Raw genomic sequence first — 26,799 nt, forward strand, 5'->3', positions numbered from 1 at the left:
TCTCCTTACTCGGCAGCCATCGGCAGGGCTTCGGGGAGGGCGGCAGGCAGCGCCTCCTCCTTCGCCGTCACCGTGCGGAAGATGTTGTAGGCCATGATGAGTGCGCCACTCAGGTAGAGCAGGCCGCCCAGCATGCGGATGACGTAGTAGGGATGCATGGCGGCGACGGTCTCGACGAAGGCGTATTGCAGGAAGCCGAGCTCGTCATAGGCGCGCCACATCAGGCCCTGCATGATGCCGCTGACCCACATCGCGGTGATGTAGAGGACGATGCCGAGGGTCGCGACCCAGAAGTGCCAGGAGACCAGGCGCTCCGAGTAGAGCTTCTTGTTCCACAGCACCGGGATCAGCCAGTAGAGCGCACCGAAGATGATGAAGCCGTTCCAGCCCAGCGCGCCGCTATGGACATGGCCGATGGTCCAGTCGGTGTAGTGCGAGAGGCTGTTCACCGCGCGGATGGACATCACCGGCCCCTCGAAGGTGGCCATGGCGTAGAAGCCGACGGCGGTCACCGAGAAGCGCAGGCCCGGGTCGGTGCGCAGCTTGTCCCAGGCACCCGAGAGGGTCATCAGCCCGTTGATCATGCCGCCCCAGGAGGGCATCCACAGCATGATCGAGAACACCATCCCCAGCGTCTGCGCCCAGTCCGGCAGCGCGGTGTAGTGCAGGTGGTGCGGGCCAGCCCAGATATAGAGGAAGATCAGCGACCAGAAGTGCACGATGGAGAGCCGGTAGGAATAGACCGGTCGGTCCGCCTGCTTCGGGATGAAGTAGTACATCATGCCGAGGAAGCCGGCGGTCAGGAAGAAGCCCACCGCGTTGTGGCCGTACCACCACTGGATCATCGCGTCCTGCACGCCCGAGGCGACGCCGTAGGACTTGCCGATGCCATCGCCCACCGGCAGCGCCAGGTTGTTGACGATGTGCAGCATGGCGACGGTGATGATGAAGGCGAGCAGGAACCAGTTCGCCACATAGATGTGGGGCTCGCGCCGCTTCAGGATCGTGCCGCCGAAGGCGACCAGGTAGATGACCCAGACCAGCGTCAGCCAGAGGTCCACATACCACTCGGGCTCGGCATACTCCTTGCCCTGGGTGACCCCGAGCAGGTAGCCGACGGCGGCCGTCACGATGAAGAACTGGTAGCCCCAGAACAGGAACCAGCCCATCTCCTCGCCGCCGAAAAGCCGGGCGCGGCAGGTGCGCTGGACGATGTAGAGGCTGGTGCCGATCAGCGCATTGCCGCCAAAGGCGAAGATCACCGCGCTGGTGTGCAGCGGGCGGAGCCGCCCGAAGGTGGTCCATTCCAGGTCGAGGTTGAGCAGCGGGAAGGCGAGCTGCGCGGCGATCACCACGCCGACGAGGAAGCCCGCAATGCCCCAGAACACCGTGGCGATGGCGAAGGCACGGATCGGCGCCTCCACATCGGCCTCGGGCGCTGGCGGCGTCAGGGCGGCAAGGGCTGCCATGCAAATCATCTCCGGGCCGGGGGGCGGTCGAGGGGGTCCCCGGCTAAGGGGGCAACCTCGCCTTTCCCTGCTCGCGCGTCCTTGATCCGGATCAAGGCGCCCTGGCCGAAAGCCGCTTAAGCCTTGGATGACATGCCGTGAGGAATTGACGCATGCCGAGCGAAGCTCTTGATGCGCCCATGAGAAGCCGCGTACGCCGGGTGGCGAGCGACCGGCCATGGGTGTGGCTCACCCTCGGCTGGCGCGACATGATGGCGCACCGGGCGATCAGCCTCAGCCTCGGCGCCGCGCTCACCCTGTTCGGCTGGGTGTTGTCATGGCTCCTGTTCGAGGCGGGGACGCAATGGGCGATCCTGCCGGCGACGGCGGGCTTCTTCATCCTCGCCCCGCTGCTGGCCGTGCCGCTCTATGAGGTGTCGCGCAGGTCGGAGCTGGGCCAGGCAACCACGCTGCAGGATGCTATGCAGGCCTTCCGCCGGCCGGGGCCGCAGATCGCCATGATGGGGGCGCTGCTGCTGCTGATCCACCTGTTCTGGATCCGCGTTGCCGGGCTGCTCTTCGCCTTGTTCTTTGGAGGAGTGGCGCTGCCCTCCCTGGCCCAGCTCCCCTTTGCGATGTTGCAATCGGAGATGCTGGTGCCCTTCCTCGTGGTCGGCACGGGCTTCGGCTTCCTGCTCGCCGCAGGCAGCTTCGCGCTGGCTGCCGTCTCCCTGCCGATGCTGGTGGACCGCGACATCTCCTGGCTCGAGGCGGCGACGATCAGCATCCAGGCGGTGATGGAGAACCGCCAGGCCATGGCGCTCTGGGCCGGGCTGATCGTGCTTTTCACTGGACTGGCGCTGGTGCCCTTCTTCCTCGGCCTCGTCGTGGTGCTGCCGCTGATCGGGCACGCGACCTGGCATGCCTACCGGGATCTGGCCGTCCGCTGACGGTGCGCCCAGCCCCTGCGTGAATGAGGTTTGTGCGGCGCCGTGCCCGGTTCGCGATGGAACCGGGCCCTGCGTCGTCCGTTGCTTCACCGCAATTCACGTCAGTGGGAGAATGACTCGGTGGCTGCTGTTCTCAAAGGCCGCATCCGCGAAGGCCTGCCGCATCCGAGGGGCGCCAGTTGGGATGGCAAGGGGGTCAACTTCTCCCTCTTCTCGGCCAATGCCACCAAGGTCGAGGTCTGCCTGTTCGATCCGCTCGGCAAAACCGAGCTCGAGCGCATCGAACTGCCCGAATACACCGACCAGATCTTCCATGGCTGGCTGCCGGATCTTGGCCCGGGACAGGTCTATGGCTATCGCGTCCACGGCCCCTATGCGCCCGATGCGGGCCACCGCTTCAACCCGAACAAGCTACTGCTCGACCCCTATGCCCGCGGCCATACTGGCGAGCTGACATGGAATCCGGCGCTGTTCGGCTACACCATCGGCCATGCGGATGAGGATCTCTCCTTCGACGAGCGCGACAGCGCCCGCTTCATGCCGAAATGCGTGGTGGTGGACCCGGATTTCAACTGGCATGGCGAGGCGAACCGCCTCCCCGTCCCGTGGGACCGGACGGTCGTCTACGAGACCCATGTGAAGGGTTTCACCAAGCTGCACCCCAAGGTGCCGGAGAAGCTGCGCGGTACCTATGCCGGCTTCACCAAGGAGGTGCTGGCGCATATCAAGGCACTCGGCGTCACCTCGGTCGAGCTGTTGCCGATCCACAGCTTCATCGATGACGACTATCTGCAGGATAAGGGCCTGCGGAATTACTGGGGCTACAACAGCATCGGTTTCTTCGCCCCCGATCCCCGCTATGCCTGGGAACGCGAGCAGACGCTGCGCGAGTTCAAGGAGATGGTCGCCCGCTTCCACGATGCCGGCCTCGAGGTCATCCTCGACGTGGTGTACAACCACACGGCGGAAGGCAATGAGCGCGGTGCCACCCTGTCCTTCAAGGGCATCGACAACGCCAGCTACTACCGGCTGATGCCGGACAACCCGCGCTACTACATCAACGACACCGGCACCGGAAACACGGTCAACCTGTCCCACCCGCGGGTCATCCAGATGGTGACGGACAGCCTGCGCTACTGGGTGCAGGAGACGCATATCGACGGCTTCCGCTTCGACCTCGGCACCATCCTGGCGCGCGAGCCCAACGGCTTCGACAACCAGAGCGGCTTCCTCAAGGCCTGCAGCCAGGACCCGGTGCTGAACACCGTGAAGCTCATCGCCGAGCCCTGGGATTGCGGCCCCGGCGGCTACCAGGTCGGCGGCTTCCCGCCGGGCTGGGCGGAGTGGAACGACCGCTACCGCGATACGGTGCGCGACTACTGGCGCGGCGAGGCCTCCGCCGCGGCGCTGGCGCCCCGGCTCTGCGCCTCGGCCGACATGTTCGCCCATCAGGGCCGCCGCCCCTGGGCCTGCTTCAACTTCATCACCGCCCATGACGGCTTCACGCTGAAGGACACGGTCACCTACAACGAGAAGCACAACGAGGCGAATGGCGAGGACAACCGGGACGGCCACTCGCACAACCGGTCCTGGAATTGCGGCGCCGAGGGCGAGACCGACGATCCGGCCATCAACGAGCTGCGCCAGCGGCAGATGCGCAACATGCTGGCGACGCTGCTGCTCTCGCAGGGCACGCCGATGCTGCTGGCGGGCGATGAATTCGCCCGCAGCCAGGGCGGCAACAACAATGCCTATTGCCAGGACAACGAGATTGGCTGGCTGAACTGGGACATTGGCGAGGAAGGCCAGGCCTTGGTGAGCTTCGTCCAGCGCCTGACGGCGCTGCGGCGGACCTACCCGATGCTGCGGCGGAGCCGCTTCCTGTCGGGGACCTACAACGAGGAGCTCGACGTCAAGGACGTCACCTGGATCAATGCCAACGGCTCCGAGATGCAGGACACCGATTGGGCGGACGAGAATACGCTCTGCTTCGGCATGCTGCTCGACGGGCGGGCGCAGACGACCGGCATCAAGCAGCGTGGCCAGGATGCGACGCTGCTGCTGATCCTCAACTCCTACCACGACCTGGTGGAGTTCACCCTGCCGCCGAGCCCGGGCGGGCGCGGCTGGAAGCGGCTGATCGACACCAACCAGCCCGAGGGCAAGGAGGAGGTCTTCGGCTTCGGCGACGCCTATGGCGTCACCGGCCGTTCCGTCCTGCTCTTCGTCATGGAGGCGGAGAAGGCCTGAGGCGCGTCGGGGCGGAACGTCGAGCTCCGCCCCGGGCAGCCTTAGGCCCCGCCCCAATTCATCGTCAGGCCGCCATCCATCACCCAGGTCTGGCCGGTGACGTAATCCGCAGCGTCCGAGGCAAGGAAGACCGCGAGGCCGGCGATCTCCTCAGGCCGGCCTGGGCGGCGCCAGGGGATCGCCTGCATGCTCTGCTCGCGGGCCTTCGGGTCATCCATCCGCTTCTGGGTCATCGGCGTCTCGATCAGGCCAGGGGCGATGGCGTTCACATTGATCCGGTCCCCCGCCACCTCGACCGAGAGGCTGCGCACCAGCGAATTCAACCCGGCCTTGGCCATGCCGTAGGGCGCGCTGCCCGGCGTCGGCAGATGGCCGGCGACCGAGCCGGTGAAGACGATCCGCCCGCCGCCGCCCGCGCCACGCCGTAGCCGGATAAAGGCCCTGGCGCAGAAGAGCGGGCCCATCAGGTCGGTCCGCAGCACCTGCTCGAGCTTGGCATCCTCCATCTCGGCCACCGGCATGCCGCTCATGCCGGTCCCCGCATTGGCGAAGAGGATATCGGGCGTGCCGAGCGCCTGGACCGTGCCGTCGAACAGGGCCTGGACCGAGGCCGGATTCCCGACATCCACCTGTGCAACATGGGCACGGCGCCCGGCCTGCTCGACGCGCCGGCGGGTCTCCGCCGCGCCCTCGGCGTCGGAGTGGTATGAGATGGCGACATCGGCGCCGGCTTGCGCAAAGGCCTCGGCCGAGGCCTGACCGATCCCGCTATCGGCGCCGGTGATGATGACGATCTTGTCCTGTAGCTGCATGCTGTGGCCCTCCTGAGGGCCGGAACGCGGCACGGCTGCCTGGTCAGGATGAACAAGGGGCGATTTCGGCTGCGGCATGCCGGCGGGGCGTGGTGCGGCAGCGTGCAGGCCGCTTTGAGCGGCATGCCACTCGCCCTAGATGTAGGACATGCAGAGGAGCGGCCACCCGGGCGGTGCTCGCCAAGCGGACTACGGCCCAGGGGCCTGTCCAGCCACAGGACCAGGTCCGGAACAGGATGTCGGAGAAGATGGTGCGGTCGAGAAGATTCGAACTTCCACGGGGTTTCCCCCACCAGCACCTCAAGCTGGCGCGTCTACCATTCCGCCACGACCGCAAACCGGGGCGAGGCGGGGCGTATAGACGATGAACGCGCCGGTATCAACAGGGCTTCCGCATTGGGAGGTCGCAGAAGGTTTCACTCCCTATGAAACGGCCCTCGCCCGGATGGAGGAGCGGGTGGCGGCGATCCGCGCCGGGACGGCGGAGGAGCTGGTATGGCTGGTGGAGCACCCGCCAACCTACACCGCCGGCACTTCGGCGACGCCGGAGGGGCTGGTCGACCCCCGCTTTCCGGTGTTCCGGGCCGGGCGTGGCGGGCAGTGGACCTATCACGGGCCCGGACAGCGCACGGCCTATGTGATGCTCGACCTCACCCGGCGAGGGCGGGATGTGCGGGCCTATGTCCATCATCTGGAGGAGTGGCTCATCCGGGCCCTCTGGCGGTTCAATGTCAGGGGCGAGCGGCGGGACGGCCGCGTCGGCATCTGGGTAGAGGACCGGGCGCGGGGCACCGAGGACAAGATCGCCGCCATCGGCGTGCGGGTGACGCGTTGGGTGAGCTGGCATGGCGTCGCGGTGAATGTCGACCCGGACCTCTCCCATTTCGGCGGCATCGTCCCTTGCGGGATCAGCCAGCATGGGGTGACGAGCCTGCACCGGCTCGGCATCACGGCGACGATGGAGGAGGTGGATGCGGCGCTGATGGCGAGCTGGGGGGAGGTCTTCGGCTAATCCTCCGCATCGGCCATGGGCGGTGGCTGGCGCTGGTGCAACACCTCCAGCCGGCGCTGCAGGCGGGTGATCTGCCGGCGCAGATCGGCATTCTCGCGGATCGACTGGCGGAGGCGCGACTGGGCCGCCGCCAGGGCGTCATGCGAGGGCGAGGCGGGTGGCGGTGGCGATTTGGGCGGCGGACCGAGGATGTCCTCCCAGCGGAGGCCGAGGCGGGTGACGAGGCGGTGGGCAGCCATGCCGGCGGCCGCGCGCTCGCCGGCCTGGTCGGAGCCGAGCAGGCCCAGGATCCGCGCCAGCTTCGCCGCATCGGATGACCGCATCCTCTCTCCCCTGCCGCTCCCGAGGCCAGGGGAACGCCATAAAGCCGGTGGTCGGTTGCTGGGAGGGGGCAAAAGACAATGCCTTGGCCGCGCCAAGGGGCTTGATCGCGGTGGCCGGATCGGGCGGCATGAAGGATGGCGGGCCCGGAGGGCTGCGCCCCGCAGCGAAAGGACCGGGCATGACGCGCCTGCCCTATCTGGCCCCGGCCCAGGGACGCCGCGCATGAGCGTCACGCTCTATTATAGCCCCGCCTATCTGATCCGCGTGAGCGGGTGGAGCCGGTCGTCATCAACCGCATGGGCGACCCGGTGCGGCGGGACAAGGGCACACCTTATGAGGCACGGGGCCTCGGCGATGCCTCCCTCACCGGCGACCAGCGGCTGGATGCCATGATGGTGCATCCGATCCTGATCAACCGGCCGAGCGTGCTCACGCCGCGCGGCGCGCGGCTCTGCCGGCCTGCGGAGACGGTGCGGGACCTCCCCTGGCCGAGGCTTAGCCTCAGGCCTCCGCCACTCGCCCGATCGGCCGGGCCGGCGCCATCGGGGCCGGGGCGCCGTCGCGGCACAGGGCCGAGACGCCGGCGCCGGCGAAGGCGGCGATGACGGCGATCAGCCACATGGTGTCGTAGCTGCCGGTCCGGTCGAAGACCACGCCACCCAGCCAGGCGCCGGTGAAGCCGCCCACCTGATGGCCGAGGAAGACCAGGCCGAAGATCGTCGCCAGCCAGCGCGTGCCGAAATTCCGGGCGCAGAGCGCGACGGTTGGCGGCACGGTGGAGAGCCAGAGCAGCCCCATGATGGCCGAGAAGACCAGCACGCTGACGGTGGTCTTCTCCACCAGCATGAAGCCGCCGATCAGCACGCCGCGCGCGGCATAGATGATCACCAGCAGCTCCCGCCGCTTCCACTTGCTGGAGAGCTCGCCAGCGGTGAGCGAGCCGGCGACGTTGAACAGGCCGATCAGGCTGATGGCCGCCGCGCCGACGCCGAGCGGCAGGTGGCAGCTGGCAACGAAGCCCGGCAGGTGGACGGCCATGAAGCTCACATGCAGGCCGCAGACGAAGAAGCCGAAGGAGAGAAACCAGAAGGTCGGGTCGCGCAACGCGCGGCTGAGGGCGGCACCCGCCTTCTCCTCGGCCGGGGCGCCGGGTGCCGGCTGCGCCACCTGGTCGTTCAGCGGCAGGGCGAGCGGGATCATCAGCAGCGAGACGGCGGCGATGGCGAAGAGCGCCCATTGCCAGCCGGCGCCGTGCAGCCCGAAGGCGACCAGCGGCACCACCAGGAACTGACCGAAGGAGGAACCGGCGGTGCCGAGCCCGGTGGCACGGCCGCGCATCCTCTCCGGCAGCAGGCGGGTCAGGCTGGCCATGATGACCGGCATGCCGGCAGCCGAGACCGCGCAGCCCATGACCACGCCGGCGAAGACGGTGAACCAGAACAGGCTCTCCGACAGCGCCATGCCGGCGAGCGCCACCGCCTGCAGCACGGCCCCGATCATCACCACCCGCCGGCCGCCGATGCGGTCCGCCACCTGGCCCCAGATCGGCTGGGTGATGCCATTGCAGAGCACCTGCAGGGCGATGGCGAAGGCGAAGCCGCTGGCGCTCCAGCCCTGGGCCGCCGTCATCGGCGCCAGGAAGAGGCCGAGGCTCTGGCGCAGGCCCATCGCCAGGGCCGCCGTCACGACGCCGCAGGTCAGCAGCACGGCGACCGACATCCTGGTCGATATGGGCATGGGCAGATCCTCTCGAATTCGAGCCATGAGAGCATCGCAACCCCCACTGCGACAACCGCGTGGGACGCATGGGAAGGGCAGGCCCACATGCTTGTGGGGCGGGGCCGCGTTGCTGTGCATTGCACCATTGCCGTGAAGGTGCGAAGGCGGCGCCGAACCGCCTGGGAATGGATGATGCTGCGAGCCCTCTATGATCGCGTCCTGGCATTGGCCGGCCATCGCCGCGCCCCGACCTACCTGGCCGGGGTCAGCTTCGCCGAGAGCAGCTTCTTCCCCATACCACCCGACGCCATGCTCATCCCCATGTGCATCGCCCGGCCGGATCTGGCCTATCGCTATGCGGCGATCTGCACCGTCGCCTCGGTGCTGGGCGGCATCCTCGGCTATGCGATCGGCTTCTGGCTGTTCGATGCGCTGGCGGAGCCGGTGCTGCGCGCCTATGGCCATGCCGATGCGATGGACACCTTCCAGGGGTGGTATGACCGCTGGGGCGCGCTGGTGATCCTCATCAAGGGGCTGACACCGATCCCCTACAAGATCGTCACCATCGCCTCGGGCGCGGCCCAGTTCAACTTCTTCATCTTCGTGCTGGCCAGCATCGTCACGCGCGGGGCGCGCTTCTTCCTGCTGGCCTTCCTGCTGCGGCGCTACGGGCCGCCGATCCGCGACTTCATCGAGCGGCGGCTGACCCTGGTGACCACCGGGGCGGCGGCGGGCATCGTGCTGGGCTTCGTCGCGCTGAAATTCCTGTAAGTTCCGGTCCGGTCGCTGGCGTCACCCAGGTGGCGCCGGCCGCCCCGGCGGAGAGCGGCCGAGCGGCAGTTCGCTCCATCCCGCAGACCAGGCCCGCCTTCTCCCAGACGAGCGAAATCGCCCCGCGGAGCTGACCCCGCACCGTGCCCTCGAGCACGCGGGAGCAAAGCCGCGCCGCGTCCACGGGCAGGCCTCAGTCCCGCCAGGGATGCGCGGCCCAAAGCTTCTCGTACTGCGCCTGCATCGCCACCAACTCTCCCCGGTACTCATCCGGCCCGAGCAGGCGGAGCGGCAGGGCGAGCTGGGTGGCGATGGCCTGCCATTCCGGGTCCTCCGCGGCACGGCGGGCGGCATCCGCCAGCCGGTCGAGCACCGGGCGCGGCAGGCCGGCGGGGGCGGCGAGGCCCCGCATGGAGCCCTCGACCACGTCGAAGCCCTGCTCGCGGAAGGTCGGCACGTCCTTCATCACCGGCCAGCGCGCGGTGCCCATCTGGCCGAGCGGCCGGAACATCCCCTGGCGGAAATCGCCGATCGCCTCGCCGATATTGGTCACCGCCAGCTCGATCTGCCGGCCGAGCGTCGCGGTGCGGACGGGGGCGCCGCCCGCGAAGGGGACATGGAGGAATTTGGTGCCGCTCGCCCGCTCCAGCGCCAGCACCGCCAGATGGTCGTCGGACCCGATACCGGAGGTGCCGTAGCTGATCTGGCCCGGGCGGCGGCGCGCCTCGGCCACCAGATCGGCGACGGTGCGGATCGGGCTGTCGGGCAGTACCCAGATGGCGCCGGGGTCGTCGACGACATTGAGCAGCGGGGCGAAGTCGTCCAGCCGAAAGCGGGCCTGCGGCCGCTCGAGCGGGATGGTGACGATGGTCGGCGTGTTGATGAAGCCGATTGTGTAGCCATCCGGCTTGCTGCGGGCGAGCTCGGTGAAGCCGATCTCGCCGGCCGCACCTGGGCGGTTGGTGATCACGATCGGCTGGCCGAGATAGCGCTCCATGATGCGGGCCAGCGGCCGGGCCGCGACATCCGTACCGCCACCAGCCGGGAAGGCCAGCACCATGGAGAGCGGACGGTCGGGGAAGCCGGGCTGGGCCAGTGCCCGGGTGATGGCGGGGGCGGCGAGCGGCAGCCCGGCCAGGCCGCCGATAAGGGCGCGTCTTTGCATGGTTGATCCTCCCGATGCCCGCTTATGACTGCAGGTCCCAGGGGTGATCGGATCATGGGGGCGGCGCCTTTGCAACGACGGTGATGGGCGCGCGACCATTCCGGTTTTCCCGTCGTGGCGAGCCGGCCCTCTCGTAGGGGCGTAGCGTCGCCTCCTGCTGCGAGCCGCTGGCCAACCTGGCCTTGTGGCAACCGGCGGCCCAGGCCGCGGCGAGCGCAGCCTCCGCCAGGGCGCGGGTCTCCACATTCTTCGATGAGGGTGTAGGAGCGCGTCCCGCGCCCTGGATTGGGCAGCTGGAGCAGGCTGCAGGTGGCCTTGGGCTCGCCTTCCTGCCCGGCGAGAAGGCCGGTGAGGCCGGGCTGCCCCAAGCATCGCCTGCCAGTCCCGCTCCGCAAATGCGGGTCGAGGCGGCGCCTCGGCCAGGTTCAGGTGGCTGTAGAGGATAGGCAGGGCGGGCGGCCCCCGGCCCCCGGCCGGGCGGATGCCGATCGGCATGGCAATCCTTTCGGCTGGGCTCTTTCGGCTGGCCGGCGGGATTGCCCCGCGCCATGCTTCCCCCGCAACGAGCGGAGGCGGGCGATGCGGTGCAATCTTGCAGGCTGGACGAGGCTTTTCACCCCCATGGCGCTGCTGCTGGGGGTGGCCGGTGCGGCACAGGCCGGCCCAACGCTCGATGCCGTGCGCCGCAACGGCGAAGTGCGCTGCGCGGTCTCGACCGGGCTGGCCGGGATGTCGCAGCCGGATGCGAATGGCGTGTGGCAGGGCTTCGATGCCGATATCTGCCGTGCCGTCGCCACCGCCGTCTTCGGCGATGCGGGGCGGGCACGCTTCGTGCCGACCACCACGGCGACGCGCTTCACCGCGCTGCAATCGGGCGAGGTGGACCTGCTCTCGCGCACCACGGCGCTGACGCTCGCGCGGGACAGCCAGCTCGGCCTTACCATCAGCGTGGCGCATTTCTTCACCGGCCAGGGCATCCTGGTTCATAAACGCCTGAACATCACCCGCGCCGAGCAGCTGGACGGCGCGACCTTCTGCGCCACGCTGGCGAGCGAGATCGAGCGGAACCTGGCGGACTGGGCGCGGCAGAAGAACATCCGCATCACCACCATCCCCTTCGACACCCCGCCGACCATCCTCGCCGCCTTCCAGGCGGGGCGGTGCGACGCGATCAGCAACGACATGATCAACCTCTCCGGCAACCGGACCGCCTCGCCCAACCCGGCCGATCTCGTCCTGTTGCCGGAGCTGGTCTTCAAGGAGCCGCATGGGGTTCTGGTGCGGAACGGCGACCCGGAATGGGCGGCGCTGACCCGCTGGGCGGTCTTTGCCCTCATCCAGGCGGAGGAGATGGGGCTGACGCGGGCCAATGTGGCCCAGGTGCGGGAGACCACCCAGGACCCGAAGATCCGCCGCTTCCTCGGCCTCACCGAGAATGTCGGCACGGGCTGGGGCCTGCCGGCGGGCTGGGCCTTTGAGGTGGTGCGGCAGGTCGGCAATTACGGCGAGGTCTTCGAGCGCGGGCCGGGCCGGGTACTTGGCATGGAGCGGGGGCTCAACCGGCCCTGGACCGAGGGCGGGATGCTGATGAGCTGGCTCTGGCAGTAGCGCCGAAGCCGCCTTTTTCGTTCGAATTTGGTTGATGGAGGGGCCTCGCAGCCATGGCTGCGAGGCCTTTCTGTTGGGCCTGCGCACCGCCGGCCGACCAATTTGCAACCTGAACCGTTCTGACCTCTTGCCGCAAATGCGAATCAGTCGCATTAACGGCATGAACGGCCTGTCATCCAGGCCTTACGTCAACCATGCCGGGATCAGATGGAATGCGACCCATCCCAACCATGCGGGCCTCCGCCCTGCTTGCCGCCGCGCTGCTCGCCCTGCCCGCCGTCGCGCAGGAGGCCGCGGTGCAACTGCCCATCCTCGATGTGGAGGGCAGCGGAGAGACCGCCCGTGGGCCAGTTCCCGGCTATGTCGCGCGACGCAGCGCGACCGGCACCAAGACCGACACGCCGCTGGTCGAGACGCCGCAATCGATCTCCGTCATCACGCGGGACCAGCTCGAGACACAGAATGTCCGCACCATCGTCGAGGCCTTGCGCTACAGTCCGGGCGGCTTCTCCTCGAGCTTCGACACGCGCGGCGAGTATTTCTCCGTGCGCGGCTTCACCGCCGACATCTACCTCGACGGCCTTCGCGTCCCCACCGTGGCACCGGCCTATGGCTTCCGCATCGAACCCTGGGGGATGGAGCGGGTCGAGCTGCTGCGCGGCACCAGCTCGGCGCTCTACGGCCAGGCCAATCTCGGCGGCATCGTCAACGCCATCAGCAAAGTGCCGCAGCCGGACCAGGTCAACCAGGTCGCGTTCCAGGGCGGCAGCTTCAACCGCTTGCAGGGCGCCTTCGATGTCGGTGGCCGGCTCAACGAGGACGGCTCCCTGCTCTGGCGCCTCAACGGGCTGGTGCGGGACTCCGACACCTTCGTCGATGGCGGGCGCGACAACCGCATCTACCTCGCGCCCTCGCTCACCTGGCGGCCGAGCGCCCAGACCAGCGTGACCTTCCTCGCCAGCTACATGCGGGACGATACGGGCATCACCGGCCAGTGGCTGCCGCCGCAGGGGACCGTGCTGCCGAACCCGAATGGGCGCATCCGCGTTGGCCGCGCCACCGGCGAGCCGGACTGGGACCGCTACCGCAAGAGCCAATACGGCATCGGCTACATCCTCGAGCACCGGCCGAACGAGGACTGGACACTGCGCCAGACCATGCGCGCCACCTATCAGGAGATCGACTACAACACGATCTATGCGAATGGCTACAGCCCGGCGACGCAGCAGCGGGTGGTGCAGCGCGTGGCGAACACGGTGCGGCCGATCTACTACTCCTTCGCGCTCGACAACCAGGCGGAGCGGCGCTTCAGCACCGGGCCGCTGGAGCACACCGCGCTGGCCGGCCTCGACCTGCGGCTGCTGCATGCGAATACGCGGAGCTACCTGGCGAATGCCCGGTCACTCGATGTCTATGCGCCGGTCTATGGCATCGGCCTTCCGACGCTGCCGCGCGGTGCCACCTCGGCCACATTGACCGACCAGATGCAGCAACAGATCGGCCTCTATGCGCAGGACCAGATCCGCCTCGACCGCTGGATCCTGACGCTGACGGGCCGGCAGGACTGGGCGGATACCGGCACCAGCAACCAGGTGACAGGCCGCAACTCCAGCCAGCGCGATGCCGCCTTCACCGGCCGTGCCGCGCTGCTCTACGCCTTCGATTCCGGCGTCTCGCCCTATGTCAGCTACGCGACCTCCTTCCTGCCCGCCATTGGCACCTATGCGCCGGCGCGCGGCGGCGGGGCCTTCCGCCCGACGACCGGCGAGCAGGTGGAGGCCGGCGTGAAATACCAGCCGCCCGGCTCCAACAGCCTCATCAGCGGCGCGCTCTTTGAGTTGACGCAGCAGAACGTGGCAACGACGGATACGCTGAACCCGACCTACAGCATCCAGACCGGCGAGGTTCGCGTGCGCGGGGCGGAGCTGGAAGCACGGGCCAATCTCTTCCCCGGCTTCAACCTGATCGCCGCCTTCACCGTCCAGGATGCGGAGGTGACCAGGAGCACGACCGCCTCACTCGGCCGCCGCCCGGCCGCGGTGCCGAACCACATGGCCTCGCTCTGGGGCGACTATACCTGGCGGGTGACGGACGACCTGTCCTTCGGCCTTGGCGGCGGCGTGCGCTACATCGGCAATACCCTTGGCAACAACACGCCCTCGGCCAGCGCGCCCATCTTCCATGTGCCGAGCTACACGCTGTTCGACGGCATGGCGCGCGCCGATTGGAAGCAGTGGCGGCTGATGGTGAACGCGCAGAACCTTGGCAATGAACGCTACGTGCAGGCCTGCCAGGGCAGCTGCTACTATGGCTCCGGCCGGGCCGTCTACGCGACGCTCGCCTATCGCTGGTAAAGGCGAAGCCGCCGATGCCGGACAGCTCATCCGCCGTCACCAAGGCGATCGGCAGCGATGCGCTGGTGCTGAGGATCAGCCAGGATGCCTAAACGGCAACGCCCGGTAGACCCATCAGCGTCGATGGCCAGCAGATCGGTGGCGTGCTGACGGCCAGCGCCTCCCACACCGCGGGACAGGACGATATCGCCACCATGAAGGGCAACTGGTCTGCCGTCAGCCACAAGCTGACGGTCAGGTTCCTGAACGATGAGTATGGCGGCAGCGCGGCCACCGACCGGACCCTGCATGCCAGCGGCATCACCTGCAACGGCGTGGAGCTGGCGAAGAGCACCGCCGACCTGACCCGGAACGGCCCTGTCGGCTTCACCTTCGCCGATACCGGCACGGCGGCGAATGCCGCATGCTGTTCGCCCGACGCGGCGGCGCCGCGGACGGGCTAGTCCCGCCAGGGGTGCCGCGCCCAGAGGGCTTGGTACTTCTCGCGCAGCGCGGTGAGTTCGCCGAGATACTCATCCGGGCCGAGGAAGCGGAGCGGCAGCGCCTGCTGCTCCGCGCTGGTCTGGAATTCCGCCTCCTCGACCACGCGGCGGACGGCGAGGGAAAGGCGCTGCAGTATGGCGGACGGCAGCCCGGCGGGTGCCGCCATGCCCCGCATCGAACCCTCCACCACGTCGAAGCCGGCCTCGCGGAAGGTCGGAATCTCGGGCGCCACATCGGTCCGGCGTTCGCCCATCTGGCCGAGCATGCGCAGGAGCCCCTGCCGGCTCTCATGCACGCCCTCGGCGACATTCATCGAGGCGATGGCGATGGTCCGGCCGATCAGCGCCTGTTTCACCTGGGCGCTGCCACCATAGGGCACGTGAAGCAGGCGGATGCCGGCCAGGCGTTCCAGGGCCAGCACCGCGAGATGATCGTCGGAGCCGATGCCGGTGCTGCCGTAGCTGATCGTCTCCGGCTGCGCCCGGGCCGCGGCGATGACATCGGCCAGGCTGCGATAGGGGCTGTCGGTCAGCACGTAGAAGGCGCCAGGATCGTCCACGATATTGCCGATCAGCGTGAAGTCCTCGAGCCGGAAGCGGGTGCGCCGCTCGATCGGCAGGGTGACAATATGCGGCGTGTTGATGAAGCCGATGGTCAGCCCATCCGGCTTGGCGCGCGCCAGCTCGGTGAAGCCGATCTCGCCGCCGGCGCCGGGCCGGTTCACCACCACGACGGGCTGGCCCAGCTCGCGTTCGAGGAAGCGGGCGATGGTGCGGGCCGCAAGGTCCGTCCCGCCGCCGGCGGCGAAGGCCACCACCATGGAGAGTGGCTTGTCGGGCCACTCCGCCCGGGCCGGCCGGGCCAGGATGAGAGCCGGGGCGGCCAGCAGGTGACGGCGTTGCAGCATCGGTGTTCCCCGAATTGGCGAAGGCCGGCGAGTGTCCCCGCCGGCCTTCGATCCCGCAAGCTGCGATGCCGCGATCAGTCGGCGGCGAGCGCCATCCGGCTGCGGTTCATTCGGCTGTTCACATGGTCCTCCGCCATGTCGACAACACGCTCGGTTTCCTCGGGCGTGAAGACATGACCGGCGCCCGGCATCACACGGTAGTCGATGGTGATGCCGCGCTGCGTGTTGAGCTTGTCGACCAGCTTCTTCACCGAGGACTCCGGCACCAGCTCATCCGCCGCACCGTGCAGGATGAGGCCGTTGCAGGGGCAGGGGGCGAGGAAGCCGAAGTCGTAATGGCTGGCCGGCGCGCTGATGGAGACGAAGCCGCCCATCTCCGGCCGGCGCATCAGCAGCTGCATCCCAACATAGGCGCCGAAGGAATAGCCGGCGACCCAGAGGCTGTGGGAATTCGGGTTCACTGCCTGGAGGAAGTCGAGTGCCGAGGCGGCATCGGAGATCTCGCCGATCCCGCCATCATAACGGCCCTGGCTCCGGCCGACCCCGCGGAAGTTGAAGCGGAGGACGGAGAAGCCCATGGCCTGGTAGCGCTGGTACAGAGCGTAAATCACCCGGTTGTTCATCGTTCCGCCATGCAGCGGATGCGGGTGCAGCAGGAGCGCGACCGGCGCATTGGCCTGCTTCGAATGGTGATAGCGGCCTTCGAGCCGGCCGTCAGGGCCGGCGAACATGACCTCAGGCATCGTCCCGTGGGTCCAATTCCGGTTGTGCCCTGCGCGTCTGGGCTGCCGACGGGGTGGTGTACCAGCCCGCCGACAGGCCAAGCGCGCAAGGACGCTTGATGGGGAAGTCCTCGTTGGCCAGGGGCCAACCGCTCTCCATGTCCTGGTCCGCCCGTCCGGCCCAATAGTTGACCGGGCTGGTCGGACAAAATAGCCTGATCGATGCGACGCTCCCGGACGGGATGTGTTTCATCGCGCAGCTACGTCTCCGGTTCATGGTCGGCAACCCCGGACAGTCTCCCTGATCCGAGGGTGACGGGAATATAGGCACCTGACTCCGAGTTTCATAACGGATTCAAGGCATGCCCCCCATGTTCCTGCGTCGGGGCCCGGTGCAACACAGCCAGAGCGCCCGTAAAAAGAGGGTTATGCAATGCGACTTTCTACCCGTGGTCGCTATGCCGTCATGGCCATGGTCGAACTCGCAGCGCGGCAGTGGGGGTGCGAAGCCGCTGGAAGGGTTGCGAATCCCATGCCGCGGCCAGTTTCCCTGGCGGATATCGCGGGTGCCCAATTGCTCTCGGTCGCCTATCTCGAACAATTGTTCGGACATCTTCGCCGCGCCGGTCTCGTTGCATCCGCGCGCGGCCCGGGCGGCGGCTACCGGTTGGCCCGGCCACCGGAGGAGATCGCGGTTGCTGCCATCGTCGATGCTGTCGATGAGCCGCTGCGGGCCACCCGTTGCGAGGAGGGCTCACCCGGCTGCCTGGCAGGGCAGCGCTGCCTCACCCATGACCTTTGGGAAGAACTCGGCGAGCAGATCCGCCTTTTCCTGCAGCATGTCACCCTGGCCGATGTCATCGCCGGGCGGATCGCCGGGCGAGCCAACACCCCGCGGGTGCAGGTAGCGGAATGACCCTCTATTGCGATGCGAACGCGACCGAGCCTCTGCGGCCCGCGGCCCGGGCGGCGGTGATCGCGGCGTTGGACATGGGCGGCAACCCTTCCGCCGTGCATGGCGCCGGCCGGGCGGCCCGCCGCCGCCTGGAGGAAGCACGGGAGGCATTGGCCAGGCGCTTCGGGGCGCGGCCGGGCGATGTGGTCTTCACCGGCGGCGGGACGGAGGCGAATGCGCTCGCCATCCATGGCCTCGGCCGGGGCAGGCGGGTGCTGGTCGGGGCGACCGAGCATCCGGCCGTGCTGGCGGCGGCGGGGCCTGGGGCGACCTCCATCCCGGTGCTGGAGGATGGGCAAGTGGATCTGGAGGTGCTGAAGGGGCTGCTGGCCGAGGGGCCGCCCGCGCTGGTCTGCCTGATGGCCGCCAACAACGAGACGGGGGTCCTGCACCCGGTCGCTGCGGTGGCGGCGCTCTGCCAGGCGCATGGCGCCCTTCTCCATATGGATGCGGTACAGGCCGCGGGGCGTATCCCACTGCCCCAAGGCGCCGATAGCTGGGCGATCTCCGGCCACAAGCTCGGCGGGCCGCCGGGTGCGGGGGCGCTGCTGCTCCGGCCTGGGCTCGACCTGCCGGCGCTGATCGCGGGCGGGGGGCAGGAGCGCGGCAGGCGGGGTGGGACCGAGCCCTTGCCGGCCATTGCCGGCCTCGCCGCCGCACTGGCGGAGCCGGACGAGGCCGGGCGGCTGGCCGCGCTGCGCGACCGGATCGAGGCGGGCCTGGGCGGCGAGGCCATCATCGCCGGTGCCGGAGCACCGCGCCTGCCGAATACCTCCTGCATCATCCTCCCCGGCGTCCCGGCCGAGACGCAGGTGATCGCCCTCGACCTCGCCGGCGTGCGCGTCTCGGCCGGGGCGGCCTGCTCCTCGGGCAAGGTGGCCCGGAGCCCGGTGCTGGCGGCGATGGGTCTCGGCCCGCTCGCCGGCTGCGGCATCCGCGTCTCGCTGCCCTGGAATGCGCCCGAGGATGCGGCGGAGCGCTTCCTCGAGGCATGGTCTGCCATGCGCCGGCGCCTCTCCAAAAGTGCCGCCTGAGGCCCCACCATGGGGTGATGCGCCCGAACCGCCCCGTCTATCTCGACAACCACGCCACCACGCCGCTCGACCCGCGGGTGCTGGCCGCCATGCGGCCCTGGTGGGAGGAGAATTTCGCCAACCCCCATAGCGTCGAGCACGCCATGGGGCGGGAGGCCGAGGAGGCGGTGGAGGCGGCGCGGGCCGAGCTGGCCGGGCTGATCGGCGCCGAGGCACGGGAGATCGTGCTGACCTCGGGCGCGACCGAGGCCAACAACCTCGCCATCAAAGGCGCCGCCCGCTTCGCCGCAGGGCAGGGGACGGAGCGGCGGCGCGTCATCACCCTGGCCACCGAGCATAAATGCGTGCTGGAGAGCGTGCGGGATCTGGCCGCGGAGGGGTTCGAGCCGGTGGTGCTGCCGGTCGGGCCGGATGGGCTGCTCGATCTCGACCTGCTGCGGGAAGCGGTGGATGGCCGGACCCTGCTCGTCTCCGTCATGGCGGTGAACAACGAGATCGGGGTGGTGCAGGACCTCGAGGCCATCGGCGCGATCGCCAAGGCGGCCGGCGCCCTCTTCCATACCGATGCGGCGCAGGGAGTCGGGCGCATCCCGCTCGATGTGGAGGACATCCAGGCCGATCTGCTGTCGATGTCCGGCCACAAGATCTATGGGCCGAAGGGCATCGGCGCCCTCTATGTGCGGCGGCGGCCGCGCGTGCGGCTCGCGCCGCTCTTCTCCGGCGGGGGGCAGGAGCGGGGTCTGCGCTCCGGCACCTTGCCGGCGCCGCTGGTCGTCGGGCTCGGCGAGGCGGCGCGAGTGGCGGGCGTGGAGGCGATGCTGGATGCCGGGCGGATTGCCGGGCAACGTGACCGCTTCCTCGCTGCGCTACGGGCCGAGGTGCCGGAGATCCGGGTGAATGGCCATGCCGAGCGGCGCGTGGCGGGCAACCTCAACATCACCTTCCCCGGTGGAATCGATGCCCAGGCGCTGATGGCAGCGGCGCCCGAGGTCTGCGTCTCGACCGGCTCGGCCTGTTCCTCGGCGGCGATCGAGCCCTCCTATGTGCTCCGCGCACTCGGGATTCCGGAGGCGGAGGCACGCGCCACCTTGCGGATCGGGATCGGCCGCTTTACCTCGCCCGCAGATGTGGACCGGGCCGCGGCAGCGCTTGCCGCCGGCTGGCATGCGGCCGTGGCTGGAGCAAGCAGGTAGAATGCCCAAGATGACCTTCGTCGAGCGGGACGGCACCAGGCGGGAAGTCGAGGCACCGCTCGGCCTCTCGGTGCTGGAGATCGCGCACAAGCATGGCGTCGATATCGAGGGCGCCTGCGAGGGCTCGCTCGCCTGCTCGACCTGCCACGTCGTCGTCGATGGCGGTTGGTTCAAGAAGCTTGCAGCGCCGACCGAGGACGAGGAGGACATGCTCGACCTCGCCTTCGACCTGCAGGAGACGAGCCGCCTCGGCTGCCAGATCATCATGACCGATGCGCTGGACGGGCTGGTGGTGAAGCTGCCCTCCGGCACCAGGAATGCCGGTGGCTGATACTCCCTGGGCTGATTTCGGCGCTGAGGGCGGGCTGTTCCGGCGGCTGCGCGGAGCCTGCGCGGGCGATTGGGCGGCCTATACCTGGCATCCCTTCGTCCAGGGCCTCTCGGACGGGACGCTGCCGCTGGCGGCCTTCCGCCGCTACCTGATCCAGGACTACCTGTTCCTCATCCATTTCGCCCGGGCCAAGGCGCTGGCGGTCTTCAAGGCCGAGAGCATCCAGGCGATGCGCGACAAGACCGCCTCCATCGCCGCCATCCTGGCCGAGACGCAGCTGCATCTCGGCTACTGCGCCGGATGGGGCCTGTCGGAAGCCGAGGTGGTCGGCACGCCGGAGAGCGCGGAGACGGTGAGCTATACCCGATACGTCATCGATCGCGGCCTGGCGGGGGACATCCTCGACCTCGAAGTGGCGCTCGCGCCCTGCACCGTCGGCTATGGCGAGGTGGCCCTGCGGATACTGGCCGACCCGCACCGCATGCGGGAGGGCAACCCGTATCAGAGCTGGATCGACGCCTATGCGGCGCCGGACTACCAGGCGATGGCGCGGGCGGCGGCGCTCCGGATCGATGCTCTGGGCGAAAGCCATGGCGGCTCGCCCCGCTTCGCCATCCTCTCGGCCACCTTCGCCGAAGCGGCACGCCTGGAGGCGCGCTTTTGGCAGCAGGGGCTGGACGCAGCCTGATGCGCATCCTGGTGGCCATGTCCGGGGGTGTCGACAGCAGCGTGGTCGCCGGCCTGTTGAAGGCCGAGGGCCATGAGGTGATCGGCGCTACCCTGCAGCTCTACGACCACGGCGCGGCGACCAGCCGTAAGGGCGCCTGCTGCGCCGGGCAGGACATCCATGATGCCCGGCGCGTGGCCGATGCGCTCGACATCCCGCATTACGTGCTGGACCGGGAAAGCCGCTTCCGCGACGCCGTGGTGCAGGATTTCGCCGACAGCTATGCCCGAGGCGAGACGCCCATCCCCTGCGTGCGCTGCAACCAGACGGTGAAATTCGAGGATCTGGTGGGCCTCGCCCGCGATCTCGGTGCCGAGGCGCTGGCGACCGGACATTACGCGCAGCGCGTCGATGGGCCGGGCGGCGCCGAGCTGCACCGGGCCGCCGATCCGGCGCGGGACCAGAGCTATTTCCTCTTCGCCACGACGCAGGCGCAGCTCGATTTCTGCCGCTTCCCGCTCGGCGCCATGCCGGACAAGGCAGCGGTGCGGGCAGAGGCGGCTCGCCTTGGCCTTGCGGTGGCCGAGAAGCCGGACAGCCAGGATATCTGCTTCGTGCCGGAGGGGCGCTATTCCGACGTGGTGGCGAAGTTCCGGCCGGACGCGGCGGAGCCGGGCGAGATCGTCCATCTCGACGGGCGCGTGCTCGGGCGCCATGCCGGCATCGCCCGCTACACGGTTGGCCAGGGGCGTGGCCTCGGCCAGGCCTCCCGCGACGGGGACCAGCCGCTCTATGTCGCGGCGGTGGAGCCGGGGCGGCGGCGCGTCGTCGTCGGGCCGCGGGCGGCGCTGCCGCAGCCGGAGATCGCGGCTGCCGAGGTGAACTGGCTGGCCGAGCCGCCGAACCTCCCGCTGTCCTGCCAGGTGAAGCTCCGCGCGCGGGAGGTGCCTCAGCCGGCGACGGTGCGCTGGGATGCGGCGGCGGGCCTGCTGCGCGTCACCCCGGATTCGCCAGCCATTGCCGCGCCTGGCCAAGCCTGCGTGGTCTATGACGGGGAGCGGGTGCTGGGCGGCGGCTTCATCCGGCGCGAGGCGGCATGACCCGCCCGCCGCGCCCGGCCAAGCCGAAGGGAGCCAGGGGCCAGGGCCGCCGCCTGGTGCAGCTCGAGGCGGAACTGGCCGAGACCCGGGCGAAGCTCGCCAGGGCGGAAGCGAGTCTCCAGGAATTCGAGAAGGGCGGCGTCGAGGCCTATGCGGCGCGGCGCATCGCCGTGCTGGAGGAGGGCCAGCAGGTGGCGCGGGGGCAGGCGGTGGAGGCCGCCATCGCCAAGTCGCGCGCCGAGGGAGAGCTCAAGGCGCTGCGGGATGCGATCGGCAAGGTGCCGGGCTTCCACGGCTGGCTGCTGCGCAAGGCGGTGAAGAAGCTGGACGGCCAGTAGGGCGCCTGGTCAGAGCATCGAGGCCAGGACTCGCCGCGGCGCGGTCGAGCCGCGCAGGATGGCGCGGCCGCTGAGCATCACCTTCCGCACCGGCGCATCCGGCGCCCGCAGCCGTTCGAACAGCAGCGCCATGGCCTGCCGGCCGATCTCCGCCAGCGGCTGCTCGATCACCGTCACCCCGGGCTCCACCAGCCCGGTCCAGGGCTCGTTGTCGAAGCCGGCGAGCGCCAGATCGGCCGGGATGCGGAGCCCCTTGGCGCGCACCGCCTGCAGGGTCCCCATCAGCAGCAGGGAGTTGCTGGCCAGCACCGCCTCCGGCTGGCCCTCCCGGGAGAGCGCGGCGAAGCCCGCCTCCGCTGCCTCGGCCTGCGGCGGCACGAAGCGCCAGGAGGGGGCCAGACCGTGCCGTGCCATGGTGGCCCGGTAGCCCTCCGCCCGCTCGACCCCGGTGCCGCTGGTCTGGCCGAAGAGCCCGGCGATCCGCCGGTAGCCTTGCGCCACCAGATGATCGACCAGCGCGGCGCTGGCCGCGGCATTGTCGAGCAGGACGGAGTCGAACAGGCCGGCCGGGCCGGGGCGGTCGATCAGCACCACGGGCATGGCGGGCGGCGCCTCGGCCAGGCGATCGGCAGTGGCGCGGGTGGGGGCGAGGATCAGCCCCGTCACCCGCTCCTCCTGCATCAGCGCCAGGTAGCTGGCCTCGCGCTCCGGATCCTCGTCGGTGTTGCAGAGCAGGACGCGGAGGCCGGCCTCATAGGCGGCGGCCTCCACCGCGCGGGCGACGCCGGTGAAGAAGGGGTTGCCGATATCGGCGAGGATGAGGCCGATCGTCCCGCTCTCCTGCGAGCGCAGGCGGCGGGCGGCGAGGTTCGGGCGGTAGCCGGTGACGCGCACCGCCTCCATCACCTGGGCCCGTAGCGCCTCGCTGACCGGCCCCTTGCCGAGGGCGCGGGAGACGGTGGCCGGCGAGACCCCGGCAGCCCGGGCGACATCCTTGATGCTGGCGGTCATGCGGCTGCAAACGGTTCCACAAAATCCGCCCAAACCTTGCCCGACGTCATGTCATCTCGCAACCAGTATCGGACCTGAAACTCCATTTTTGCTTTGACATGGCGACTGGGAACGATTTCATTCAACCCAACCAAGCAGAGGCAGGAACGTCCGGATGGCCATCGCCGCATCACCCATGCCGATCAGCCGCGAGCTGGTCCGGCTCGATGCCCGCCCGGCGGGCAAGTCCGCTGCCATCGCCGAGGCGGCCCAGCTCCTCGCTGCCGCCGGCTGCGTCGAGCCTGGCTATGCCGGCAGCATGGAGCGGCGCGAGGGGGCGGCGAACACCTATCTCGGCCATGGCGTCGCCATTCCGCATGGCATGGGCGCGGACCGGGGCATGGTGCGGCGCAACGGCCTCGCCATCCTGCAGGTGCGGGACGGGATCGAGTGGAATCCCGGTCAGGTGGCGCATCTCGTCATCGGCATCGCCGCCGCCTCCGACGAGCACATCGCCATCCTCCGCCGCCTCACCCGCCTGCTGAACGAGCCGGCGCGGCTCCAGGCCCTGTTCACCACCGATGACCCGGAGGCGATCATCGCCGCCCTCGGCGCCGAGCCGGAGGCAGCCGCGCCGGGTGCCCCCACGACCGACCTCGCCGAGCGCTGGGACTGGACGGTCGATTACCCCGCCGGCCTGCATGCCCGTCCGGCGACGCGTTGGGTGGAGGCCGCCCGCGCCGCTGGCTGCCGCGTCCAGGTGCGGCATGGCGACCAGGCGGCGGATGCCGCGGCGCTGATCGGCCTGCTGCAACTGGGGCTGAAGGCCGGCGACCGGATCACCGTCTCCGCCGCGACCGCGGCCGGGCTGGCGCGGATGCGGGCCGCCATCACCGGGCTCAGCGCGCAGGAGCGGGCGGATGCGGCGCAGGCCACGAAGCGCGCGGCGGGGCCGGCGCAGGGCTGGAGGCCGGCCGGCCCGCTCGTCACGCTGGCCGGCATCGGTGCCAGCCCGGGGCTCGCCATCGGCCGCATCCATGTCCTCACCAATGCCGAGGCAACGATCCCGGATACCCCGCTGCCGCTGGCCGAGGGCGGCGCGCGGCTGGAGGCCGCGATCCGCGGCACGCGTGCCCAATTGAAGGCGCTGGAGGACGACACCGCCCGCCGCCTCGGCCCGGGCGAGGCCGCCATCTTCCGCGCCCATGCCGAATTGCTGGAGGACCCGGACCTCATCACCACCACCTGCCAGCTCATGGTCGAAGGCCATGGCCTCGCCTGGTCCTGGCACCAGGCGGTGGAGCGGGTGGCGGCCGGACTGGCGGCGCTCGGCAACCCGGTGCTGGCCGGGCGGGCGGCCGACCTGCGCGATGTCGGGCGGCGGGTGCTGACGCAGATCGACCCCGCCCTGGCCGGCGGTTCGCTCACTGGCCTGCCGGAAGGCGGCGTCATCCTCGTCGCCGAGGATCTGGCACCTTCGGATACGGCCGGGCTGGACCCCAGGCGCGTGGTCGGGCTGGCGACGGCGACGGGCGGGCCGACCTCGCATACCGCCATCCTCGCCCGCACCCTCGGCCTGCCGGCGCTGGTCGCGGGCGGGCCCGGGCTGATGGAGCTGACGCCGGGGGTGGAGGCGGTGCTGGACGGTGCCACCGGCCGGCTGCACCTCGCGCCCGATGAGGCCGACCTCGCCTCTGCCCGTGCCTTCCTCGCCGCCCAGGCGGAGCAGCGGGCGCGGGAGGCGGCGCAGCGGGCCGAGCCGGCGGCAACGCGGGACGGCCACCGCATCGAGGTTGCCGCCAACATCAACCTGCCGGACCAGGCTGCCTTCGCCCTTGCCCAGGGGGCCGAGGGCGTGGGGCTGATGCGCACGGAATTCCTCTTCCTCGAGCGTGGCGAGACGCCGGACGAGGAGGACCAGTACGCCACCTACCGCGCCATGCTGGAGGCGTTGGGTGGAAGGCGGCTGATCGTCCGCGCCCTCGATATCGGCGGCGACAAGCAGGTGCCGCATCTCCGGCTGCCGGTGGAGGCCAACCCCTTCCTCGGTGTCCGTGGCGCGCGGCTGCTGCTGCGCCGGCCTGATCTGATGGAGCCGCAGCTGCGCGCCCTCTACCGGGCCGCGGCAGCGGGCGGGCCGCTCTCCATCATGTTCCCGATGGTGACGTCGGTGCCGGAGGTCGTGGCGCTGCGGGCCGCCTGCGAGCGCATCCGCGCGGAGGTCGGTGCGCCCGAGGTGCCGGTCGGCATCATGGTGGAGGTACCTGCGGCGGCGGTGCAGGCCGATGCGCTGGCGCGGCATGTCGACTTCTTCTCGGTCGGCACCAACGACCTCACCCAATACGTGCTGGCGATCGACCGGCAGAACCCGGAACTGGCGGCGGAGGCGGATAGCCTGCACCCGGCCGTGCTGCGGCTGATCGCCCAGACGGTGGAGGCGGCAACGCGGCATGGCCGCTGGGTCGGCGTCTGCGGCGGCCTGGCAGGCGAGCCTTTCGGCGCGGCGCTGCTGACAGGGCTCGGTGTCGCGGAACTCTCGATGACGCCGCGCGACATCCCCGCGGTGAAGGCGGTGCTGCGCGGTGCCACCCTGCCGGCGCTGCGCGCGCTGGCGGGCCAGGCCATCGCCTGCGGCACGGCAGCGGAGGTGCGGGAGTTGGAAATGGAGCTCGAAGCCATGACGCGGCCGGCGCCGCAGGCGGCTGCCTGATGGCGGCGCCTTTCGTTACCCTCTCGCTCAACCCGGCGATCGACCAGACGATCGAGCTGGAGGCGCTCAGGCCCGGATCGGTCAACCTTGCCCGAGGCGCCACGCGGCACCCGGCAGGCAAGGGCGTCAACGTCGCCGCCTGCCTCGCCGACTGGGGCGTGCCGGTGACGGCAACCGGGCTGCTCGGCGAGGCGAATGACGCGCCCTACCGTGCGCTCTTCGCCGCGCGCGGCATCAAGGATTGCTGCGTGCGCATACCGGGCGAGACCCGGACCAACGTCAAGCTGCTCGACCGCGAGGCCGGCGCCACCACCGACATCAACCTGCCCGGCACGGAGCCGGAGCCGGCAGCATTGGAGGAGGCGCTGGCGGCGCTGCATGTGGCGGTCGGGAAGGGAACGGTCGCCGTGCTCGCCGGCAGCCTGCCGCCCGGCCTCCCGGCCGAAACCTATGCGGATCTCGTAGGCCTTCTGGTGGAGCAGCGGGCCTGCGTCGTCGTCGATGCCAGCGGCGCGGCGCTCTCCGCCGTGCTGGATGCGCCGGTGCTGCCGCATGCGGTGAAGCCGAACCGGCATGAGCTGGAAGGCTGGGCCGGGCGCGCCCTGCCGGACCGGGCGGCGCTGCTTGAGGTGGCGCGCGGGCTGGTCGGGCGTGGGGTGCGGCTGGTGGTGGTCTCGCTTGGGGCGGAAGGCGCGCTCTTCGTGACGGCCGGCGAAGCCGTGATGGTGCAGCCACCGGCGCTCGCCATCGCCGCCAGCAGCGTCGGCGCGGGGGATGCGATGGTCGCCGGCATCGCCACCGGCCTCGCCGAGGGTCTGGGGCTGGTGGCGCTGGCCTGCCGCGCGACGGGGTTCGCGGTGGCCAAGTTACAGAAGCCGGGTGCGCAACTGCCGGGGCGGGCGGCGGTGGAGGAGATCGCCGCCATGCTCGTTGTCGAGCCTGTGGCCTAGGAGAAA

25 protein-coding genes and 1 tRNA gene are annotated in these 26,799 nt (G+C 69.9%); 17 read left to right on the forward strand and 9 right to left on the reverse strand.

Features of this window, described 5'->3' with window-relative positions:
- Positions 1–5: 5 nt before the first annotated feature.
- Positions 6–1,469, reverse strand: a complete 1,464-nt coding sequence (gene ccoN / locus BLR02_RS10090) for a cytochrome-c oxidase, cbb3-type subunit I (RefSeq protein ID WP_090662770.1) — start codon at positions 1,467–1,469, stop codon at positions 6–8.
- Positions 1,470–1,648: 179 nt separating this feature from the next.
- Here ccoN and BLR02_RS10095 point away from each other — a divergent pair, with 179 nt between their 5' ends.
- Both BLR02_RS10095 and glgX read left to right on the forward strand, forming a co-directional pair.
- Positions 1,649–2,398, forward strand: a complete 750-nt coding sequence (locus tag BLR02_RS10095) for a DUF2189 domain-containing protein (protein ID WP_245704723.1) — start codon at positions 1,649–1,651, stop codon at positions 2,396–2,398.
- A gap of 120 nt (positions 2,399–2,518) precedes the next feature.
- Complete coding sequence (glgX, locus tag BLR02_RS10100) at positions 2,519–4,648, forward strand: glycogen debranching protein GlgX (protein WP_090569309.1); 2,130 nt, start codon at positions 2,519–2,521, stop codon at positions 4,646–4,648.
- A gap of 41 nt (positions 4,649–4,689) precedes the next feature.
- Here glgX and BLR02_RS10105 read toward each other — a convergent pair whose 3' ends face one another.
- A complete protein-coding gene (locus tag BLR02_RS10105; RefSeq protein WP_090662773.1) occupies positions 4,690–5,460 on the reverse strand; it encodes an SDR family NAD(P)-dependent oxidoreductase in 771 nt (256 codons plus the stop codon).
- Positions 5,461–5,709: 249 nt separating this feature from the next.
- Positions 5,710–5,795 (reverse strand) — tRNA-Leu (locus BLR02_RS10110).
- A gap of 29 nt (positions 5,796–5,824) precedes the next feature.
- On the opposite strand from BLR02_RS10110, the gene lipB reads away from it, so the two are divergent.
- Positions 5,825–6,472 carry a lipoyl(octanoyl) transferase LipB gene (gene lipB, locus BLR02_RS10115; RefSeq protein WP_090662776.1) on the forward strand — a complete coding sequence of 216 codons (648 nt, stop codon included), beginning with the start codon at positions 5,825–5,827 and terminating at the stop codon, positions 6,470–6,472.
- Here lipB and BLR02_RS10120 read toward each other — a convergent pair.
- Positions 6,469–6,795 (reverse strand): hypothetical protein, encoded by a 327-nt coding sequence (locus BLR02_RS10120; protein ID WP_090662778.1) that lies wholly within the window; start codon positions 6,793–6,795, stop codon positions 6,469–6,471. The genes lipB and BLR02_RS10120 overlap by 4 nt on opposite strands.
- Positions 6,796–7,092: 297 nt before the next feature.
- On the opposite strand from BLR02_RS10120, the gene BLR02_RS10125 reads away from it, so the two are divergent.
- On the forward strand, positions 7,093–7,401 hold the full coding sequence (locus tag BLR02_RS10125; RefSeq protein ID WP_090662892.1) for an ArsC/Spx/MgsR family protein: 309 nt from the start codon (positions 7,093–7,095) through the stop codon (positions 7,399–7,401).
- On the opposite strand, the gene BLR02_RS10130 is transcribed toward BLR02_RS10125, so the two are convergent.
- Positions 7,298–8,533: an MFS transporter gene (locus BLR02_RS10130; RefSeq protein ID WP_245704724.1), complete on the reverse strand. Its 1,236-nt coding sequence runs from the start codon at positions 8,531–8,533 to the stop codon at positions 7,298–7,300. The genes BLR02_RS10125 and BLR02_RS10130 overlap by 104 nt on opposite strands.
- Positions 8,534–8,707: 174 nt before the next feature.
- Here BLR02_RS10130 and BLR02_RS10135 point away from each other — a divergent pair, with 174 nt between their 5' ends.
- Positions 8,708–9,286, forward strand: a complete 579-nt coding sequence (locus BLR02_RS10135; RefSeq protein WP_090569467.1) for a YqaA family protein — start codon at positions 8,708–8,710, stop codon at positions 9,284–9,286.
- Positions 9,287–9,479: 193 nt separating this feature from the next.
- On the opposite strand, the gene BLR02_RS10140 is transcribed toward BLR02_RS10135, so the two are convergent.
- The gene (locus BLR02_RS10140) at positions 9,480–10,451 is read right to left on the reverse strand and encodes a Bug family tripartite tricarboxylate transporter substrate binding protein (protein WP_176849482.1); all 972 of its coding nucleotides are present in this window, start codon (positions 10,449–10,451) and stop codon (positions 9,480–9,482) included.
- A gap of 579 nt (positions 10,452–11,030) precedes the next feature.
- On the opposite strand from BLR02_RS10140, the gene BLR02_RS10145 reads away from it, so the two are divergent.
- The 3 genes from BLR02_RS10145 to BLR02_RS10155 all read left to right on the forward strand — a co-directional run bounded on the left by BLR02_RS10145 (position 11,031) and on the right by BLR02_RS10155 (position 14,856).
- Positions 11,031–12,059 (forward strand): amino acid ABC transporter substrate-binding protein, encoded by a 1,029-nt coding sequence (locus BLR02_RS10145; protein WP_090569326.1) that lies wholly within the window; start codon positions 11,031–11,033, stop codon positions 12,057–12,059.
- 212 nt (positions 12,060–12,271) lie between these two features.
- The gene (locus tag BLR02_RS10150; protein WP_176849483.1) at positions 12,272–14,413 is read left to right on the forward strand and encodes a TonB-dependent siderophore receptor; all 2,142 of its coding nucleotides are present in this window, start codon (positions 12,272–12,274) and stop codon (positions 14,411–14,413) included.
- Positions 14,414–14,526: 113 nt separating this feature from the next.
- On the forward strand, positions 14,527–14,856 hold the full coding sequence (locus BLR02_RS10155; RefSeq protein WP_090662784.1) for a carbohydrate-binding domain-containing protein: 330 nt from the start codon (positions 14,527–14,529) through the stop codon (positions 14,854–14,856).
- On the opposite strand, the gene BLR02_RS10160 is transcribed toward BLR02_RS10155, so the two are convergent.
- Both BLR02_RS10160 and BLR02_RS10165 read right to left on the reverse strand, forming a co-directional pair.
- Positions 14,853–15,803, reverse strand: a complete 951-nt coding sequence (locus BLR02_RS10160) for a tripartite tricarboxylate transporter substrate binding protein (RefSeq protein ID WP_090662786.1) — start codon at positions 15,801–15,803, stop codon at positions 14,853–14,855. The genes BLR02_RS10155 and BLR02_RS10160 overlap by 4 nt on opposite strands.
- Positions 15,804–15,877: 74 nt before the next feature.
- Positions 15,878–16,546, reverse strand: coding sequence for an alpha/beta hydrolase (locus tag BLR02_RS10165; RefSeq protein ID WP_090569338.1), 669 nt, complete (start codon positions 16,544–16,546; stop codon positions 15,878–15,880).
- Positions 16,547–16,958: 412 nt separating this feature from the next.
- Here BLR02_RS10165 and BLR02_RS10170 point away from each other — a divergent pair, with 412 nt between their 5' ends.
- From BLR02_RS10170 to BLR02_RS10200, 7 genes are read left to right on the forward strand one after another with little or no spacing between them, the layout of a single operon-like run.
- Positions 16,959–17,441, forward strand: coding sequence for an Rrf2 family transcriptional regulator (locus tag BLR02_RS10170; protein ID WP_090569341.1), 483 nt, complete (start codon positions 16,959–16,961; stop codon positions 17,439–17,441).
- Positions 17,438–18,514, forward strand: a complete 1,077-nt coding sequence (locus BLR02_RS10175; protein WP_090662788.1) for a cysteine desulfurase family protein — start codon at positions 17,438–17,440, stop codon at positions 18,512–18,514. The genes BLR02_RS10170 and BLR02_RS10175 overlap by 4 nt, the downstream gene beginning before the upstream one ends.
- Before the next feature lie 17 nt (positions 18,515–18,531).
- The gene (locus BLR02_RS10180) at positions 18,532–19,707 is read left to right on the forward strand and encodes a cysteine desulfurase family protein (protein ID WP_090569346.1); all 1,176 of its coding nucleotides are present in this window, start codon (positions 18,532–18,534) and stop codon (positions 19,705–19,707) included.
- A 1-nt stretch (position 19,708) separates the two neighbouring features.
- Positions 19,709–20,038, forward strand: coding sequence for a ferredoxin family 2Fe-2S iron-sulfur cluster binding protein (locus BLR02_RS10185; protein WP_090569349.1), 330 nt, complete (start codon positions 19,709–19,711; stop codon positions 20,036–20,038).
- Entirely contained in the window at positions 20,031–20,726 is a 696-nt protein-coding gene (locus BLR02_RS10190) for a TenA family protein (RefSeq protein ID WP_245704725.1), read from the forward strand. Before BLR02_RS10185 ends, BLR02_RS10190 begins: the two co-directional genes overlap by 8 nt.
- The gene (gene mnmA, locus BLR02_RS10195; protein WP_090662790.1) at positions 20,726–21,805 is read left to right on the forward strand and encodes a tRNA 2-thiouridine(34) synthase MnmA; all 1,080 of its coding nucleotides are present in this window, start codon (positions 20,726–20,728) and stop codon (positions 21,803–21,805) included. Before BLR02_RS10190 ends, mnmA begins: the two co-directional genes overlap by 1 nt.
- The gene (locus tag BLR02_RS10200; protein ID WP_090569356.1) at positions 21,802–22,143 is read left to right on the forward strand and encodes a hypothetical protein; all 342 of its coding nucleotides are present in this window, start codon (positions 21,802–21,804) and stop codon (positions 22,141–22,143) included. Before mnmA ends, BLR02_RS10200 begins: the two co-directional genes overlap by 4 nt.
- Before the next feature lie 9 nt (positions 22,144–22,152).
- On the opposite strand, the gene BLR02_RS10205 is transcribed toward BLR02_RS10200, so the two are convergent.
- Entirely contained in the window at positions 22,153–23,154 is a 1,002-nt protein-coding gene (locus BLR02_RS10205; protein WP_090662792.1) for a LacI family DNA-binding transcriptional regulator, read from the reverse strand.
- A 154-nt stretch (positions 23,155–23,308) separates the two neighbouring features.
- Between BLR02_RS10205 and ptsP the strand changes: the two genes are divergently transcribed.
- Together ptsP and BLR02_RS10215 are read left to right on the forward strand one after the other, a co-directional pair.
- Positions 23,309–25,843: a phosphoenolpyruvate--protein phosphotransferase gene (ptsP, locus tag BLR02_RS10210; RefSeq protein ID WP_090662794.1), complete on the forward strand. Its 2,535-nt coding sequence runs from the start codon at positions 23,309–23,311 to the stop codon at positions 25,841–25,843.
- The gene (locus BLR02_RS10215; protein WP_090662796.1) at positions 25,843–26,793 is read left to right on the forward strand and encodes a 1-phosphofructokinase family hexose kinase; all 951 of its coding nucleotides are present in this window, start codon (positions 25,843–25,845) and stop codon (positions 26,791–26,793) included. Before ptsP ends, BLR02_RS10215 begins: the two co-directional genes overlap by 1 nt.
- The last annotated feature ends 6 nt before the right edge of the window (positions 26,794–26,799 follow it).

The organism is Belnapia rosea (assembly GCF_900101615.1).
GTDB lineage: Bacteria > Pseudomonadota > Alphaproteobacteria > Acetobacterales > Acetobacteraceae > Belnapia > Belnapia rosea.

What these genes read in the sequence shown, in the direction of transcription:
- BLR02_RS10095 (WP_245704723.1), top strand. Translation starts at nt 1,649, where the DNA reads ATGAGAAGCCGCGTACGCCGGGTGGCGAGCGACCGGCCATGGGTGTGG.
- BLR02_RS10150 (WP_176849483.1), top strand. Translation starts at nt 12,272, where the DNA reads ATGCGACCCATCCCAACCATGCGGGCCTCCGCCCTGCTTGCCGCCGCG.
- BLR02_RS10185 (WP_090569349.1), top strand. Translation starts at nt 19,709, where the DNA reads ATGCCCAAGATGACCTTCGTCGAGCGGGACGGCACCAGGCGGGAAGTC.
- BLR02_RS10170 (WP_090569341.1), top strand. Translation starts at nt 16,959, where the DNA reads ATGCGACTTTCTACCCGTGGTCGCTATGCCGTCATGGCCATGGTCGAA.
- BLR02_RS10140 (WP_176849482.1), bottom strand. Translation starts at nt 10,451, where the DNA reads ATGCAAAGACGCGCCCTTATCGGCGGCCTGGCCGGGCTGCCGCTCGCC.
- BLR02_RS10120 (WP_090662778.1), bottom strand. Translation starts at nt 6,795, where the DNA reads ATGCGGTCATCCGATGCGGCGAAGCTGGCGCGGATCCTGGGCCTGCTC.
- BLR02_RS10175 (WP_090662788.1), top strand. Translation starts at nt 17,438, where the DNA reads ATGACCCTCTATTGCGATGCGAACGCGACCGAGCCTCTGCGGCCCGCG.
- ptsP (WP_090662794.1), top strand. Translation starts at nt 23,309, where the DNA reads ATGGCCATCGCCGCATCACCCATGCCGATCAGCCGCGAGCTGGTCCGG.
- BLR02_RS10135 (WP_090569467.1), top strand. Translation starts at nt 8,708, where the DNA reads ATGCTGCGAGCCCTCTATGATCGCGTCCTGGCATTGGCCGGCCATCGC.
- BLR02_RS10145 (WP_090569326.1), top strand. Translation starts at nt 11,031, where the DNA reads ATGCGGTGCAATCTTGCAGGCTGGACGAGGCTTTTCACCCCCATGGCG.
- ccoN (WP_090662770.1), bottom strand. Translation starts at nt 1,469, where the DNA reads ATGGCAGCCCTTGCCGCCCTGACGCCGCCAGCGCCCGAGGCCGATGTG.
- BLR02_RS10105 (WP_090662773.1), bottom strand. Translation starts at nt 5,460, where the DNA reads ATGCAGCTACAGGACAAGATCGTCATCATCACCGGCGCCGATAGCGGG.
- BLR02_RS10165 (WP_090569338.1), bottom strand. Translation starts at nt 16,546, where the DNA reads ATGCCTGAGGTCATGTTCGCCGGCCCTGACGGCCGGCTCGAAGGCCGC.
- BLR02_RS10180 (WP_090569346.1), top strand. Translation starts at nt 18,532, where the DNA reads ATGCGCCCGAACCGCCCCGTCTATCTCGACAACCACGCCACCACGCCG.
- mnmA (WP_090662790.1), top strand. Translation starts at nt 20,726, where the DNA reads ATGCGCATCCTGGTGGCCATGTCCGGGGGTGTCGACAGCAGCGTGGTC.
- BLR02_RS10205 (WP_090662792.1), bottom strand. Translation starts at nt 23,154, where the DNA reads ATGACCGCCAGCATCAAGGATGTCGCCCGGGCTGCCGGGGTCTCGCCG.
- BLR02_RS10200 (WP_090569356.1), top strand. Translation starts at nt 21,802, where the DNA reads ATGACCCGCCCGCCGCGCCCGGCCAAGCCGAAGGGAGCCAGGGGCCAG.
- BLR02_RS10130 (WP_245704724.1), bottom strand. Translation starts at nt 8,533, where the DNA reads ATGCCCATATCGACCAGGATGTCGGTCGCCGTGCTGCTGACCTGCGGC.
- BLR02_RS10215 (WP_090662796.1), top strand. Translation starts at nt 25,843, where the DNA reads ATGGCGGCGCCTTTCGTTACCCTCTCGCTCAACCCGGCGATCGACCAG.
- BLR02_RS10125 (WP_090662892.1), top strand. Translation starts at nt 7,093, where the DNA reads ATGGGCGACCCGGTGCGGCGGGACAAGGGCACACCTTATGAGGCACGG.
- BLR02_RS10160 (WP_090662786.1), bottom strand. Translation starts at nt 15,803, where the DNA reads ATGCTGCAACGCCGTCACCTGCTGGCCGCCCCGGCTCTCATCCTGGCC.
- lipB (WP_090662776.1), top strand. Translation starts at nt 5,825, where the DNA reads ATGAACGCGCCGGTATCAACAGGGCTTCCGCATTGGGAGGTCGCAGAA.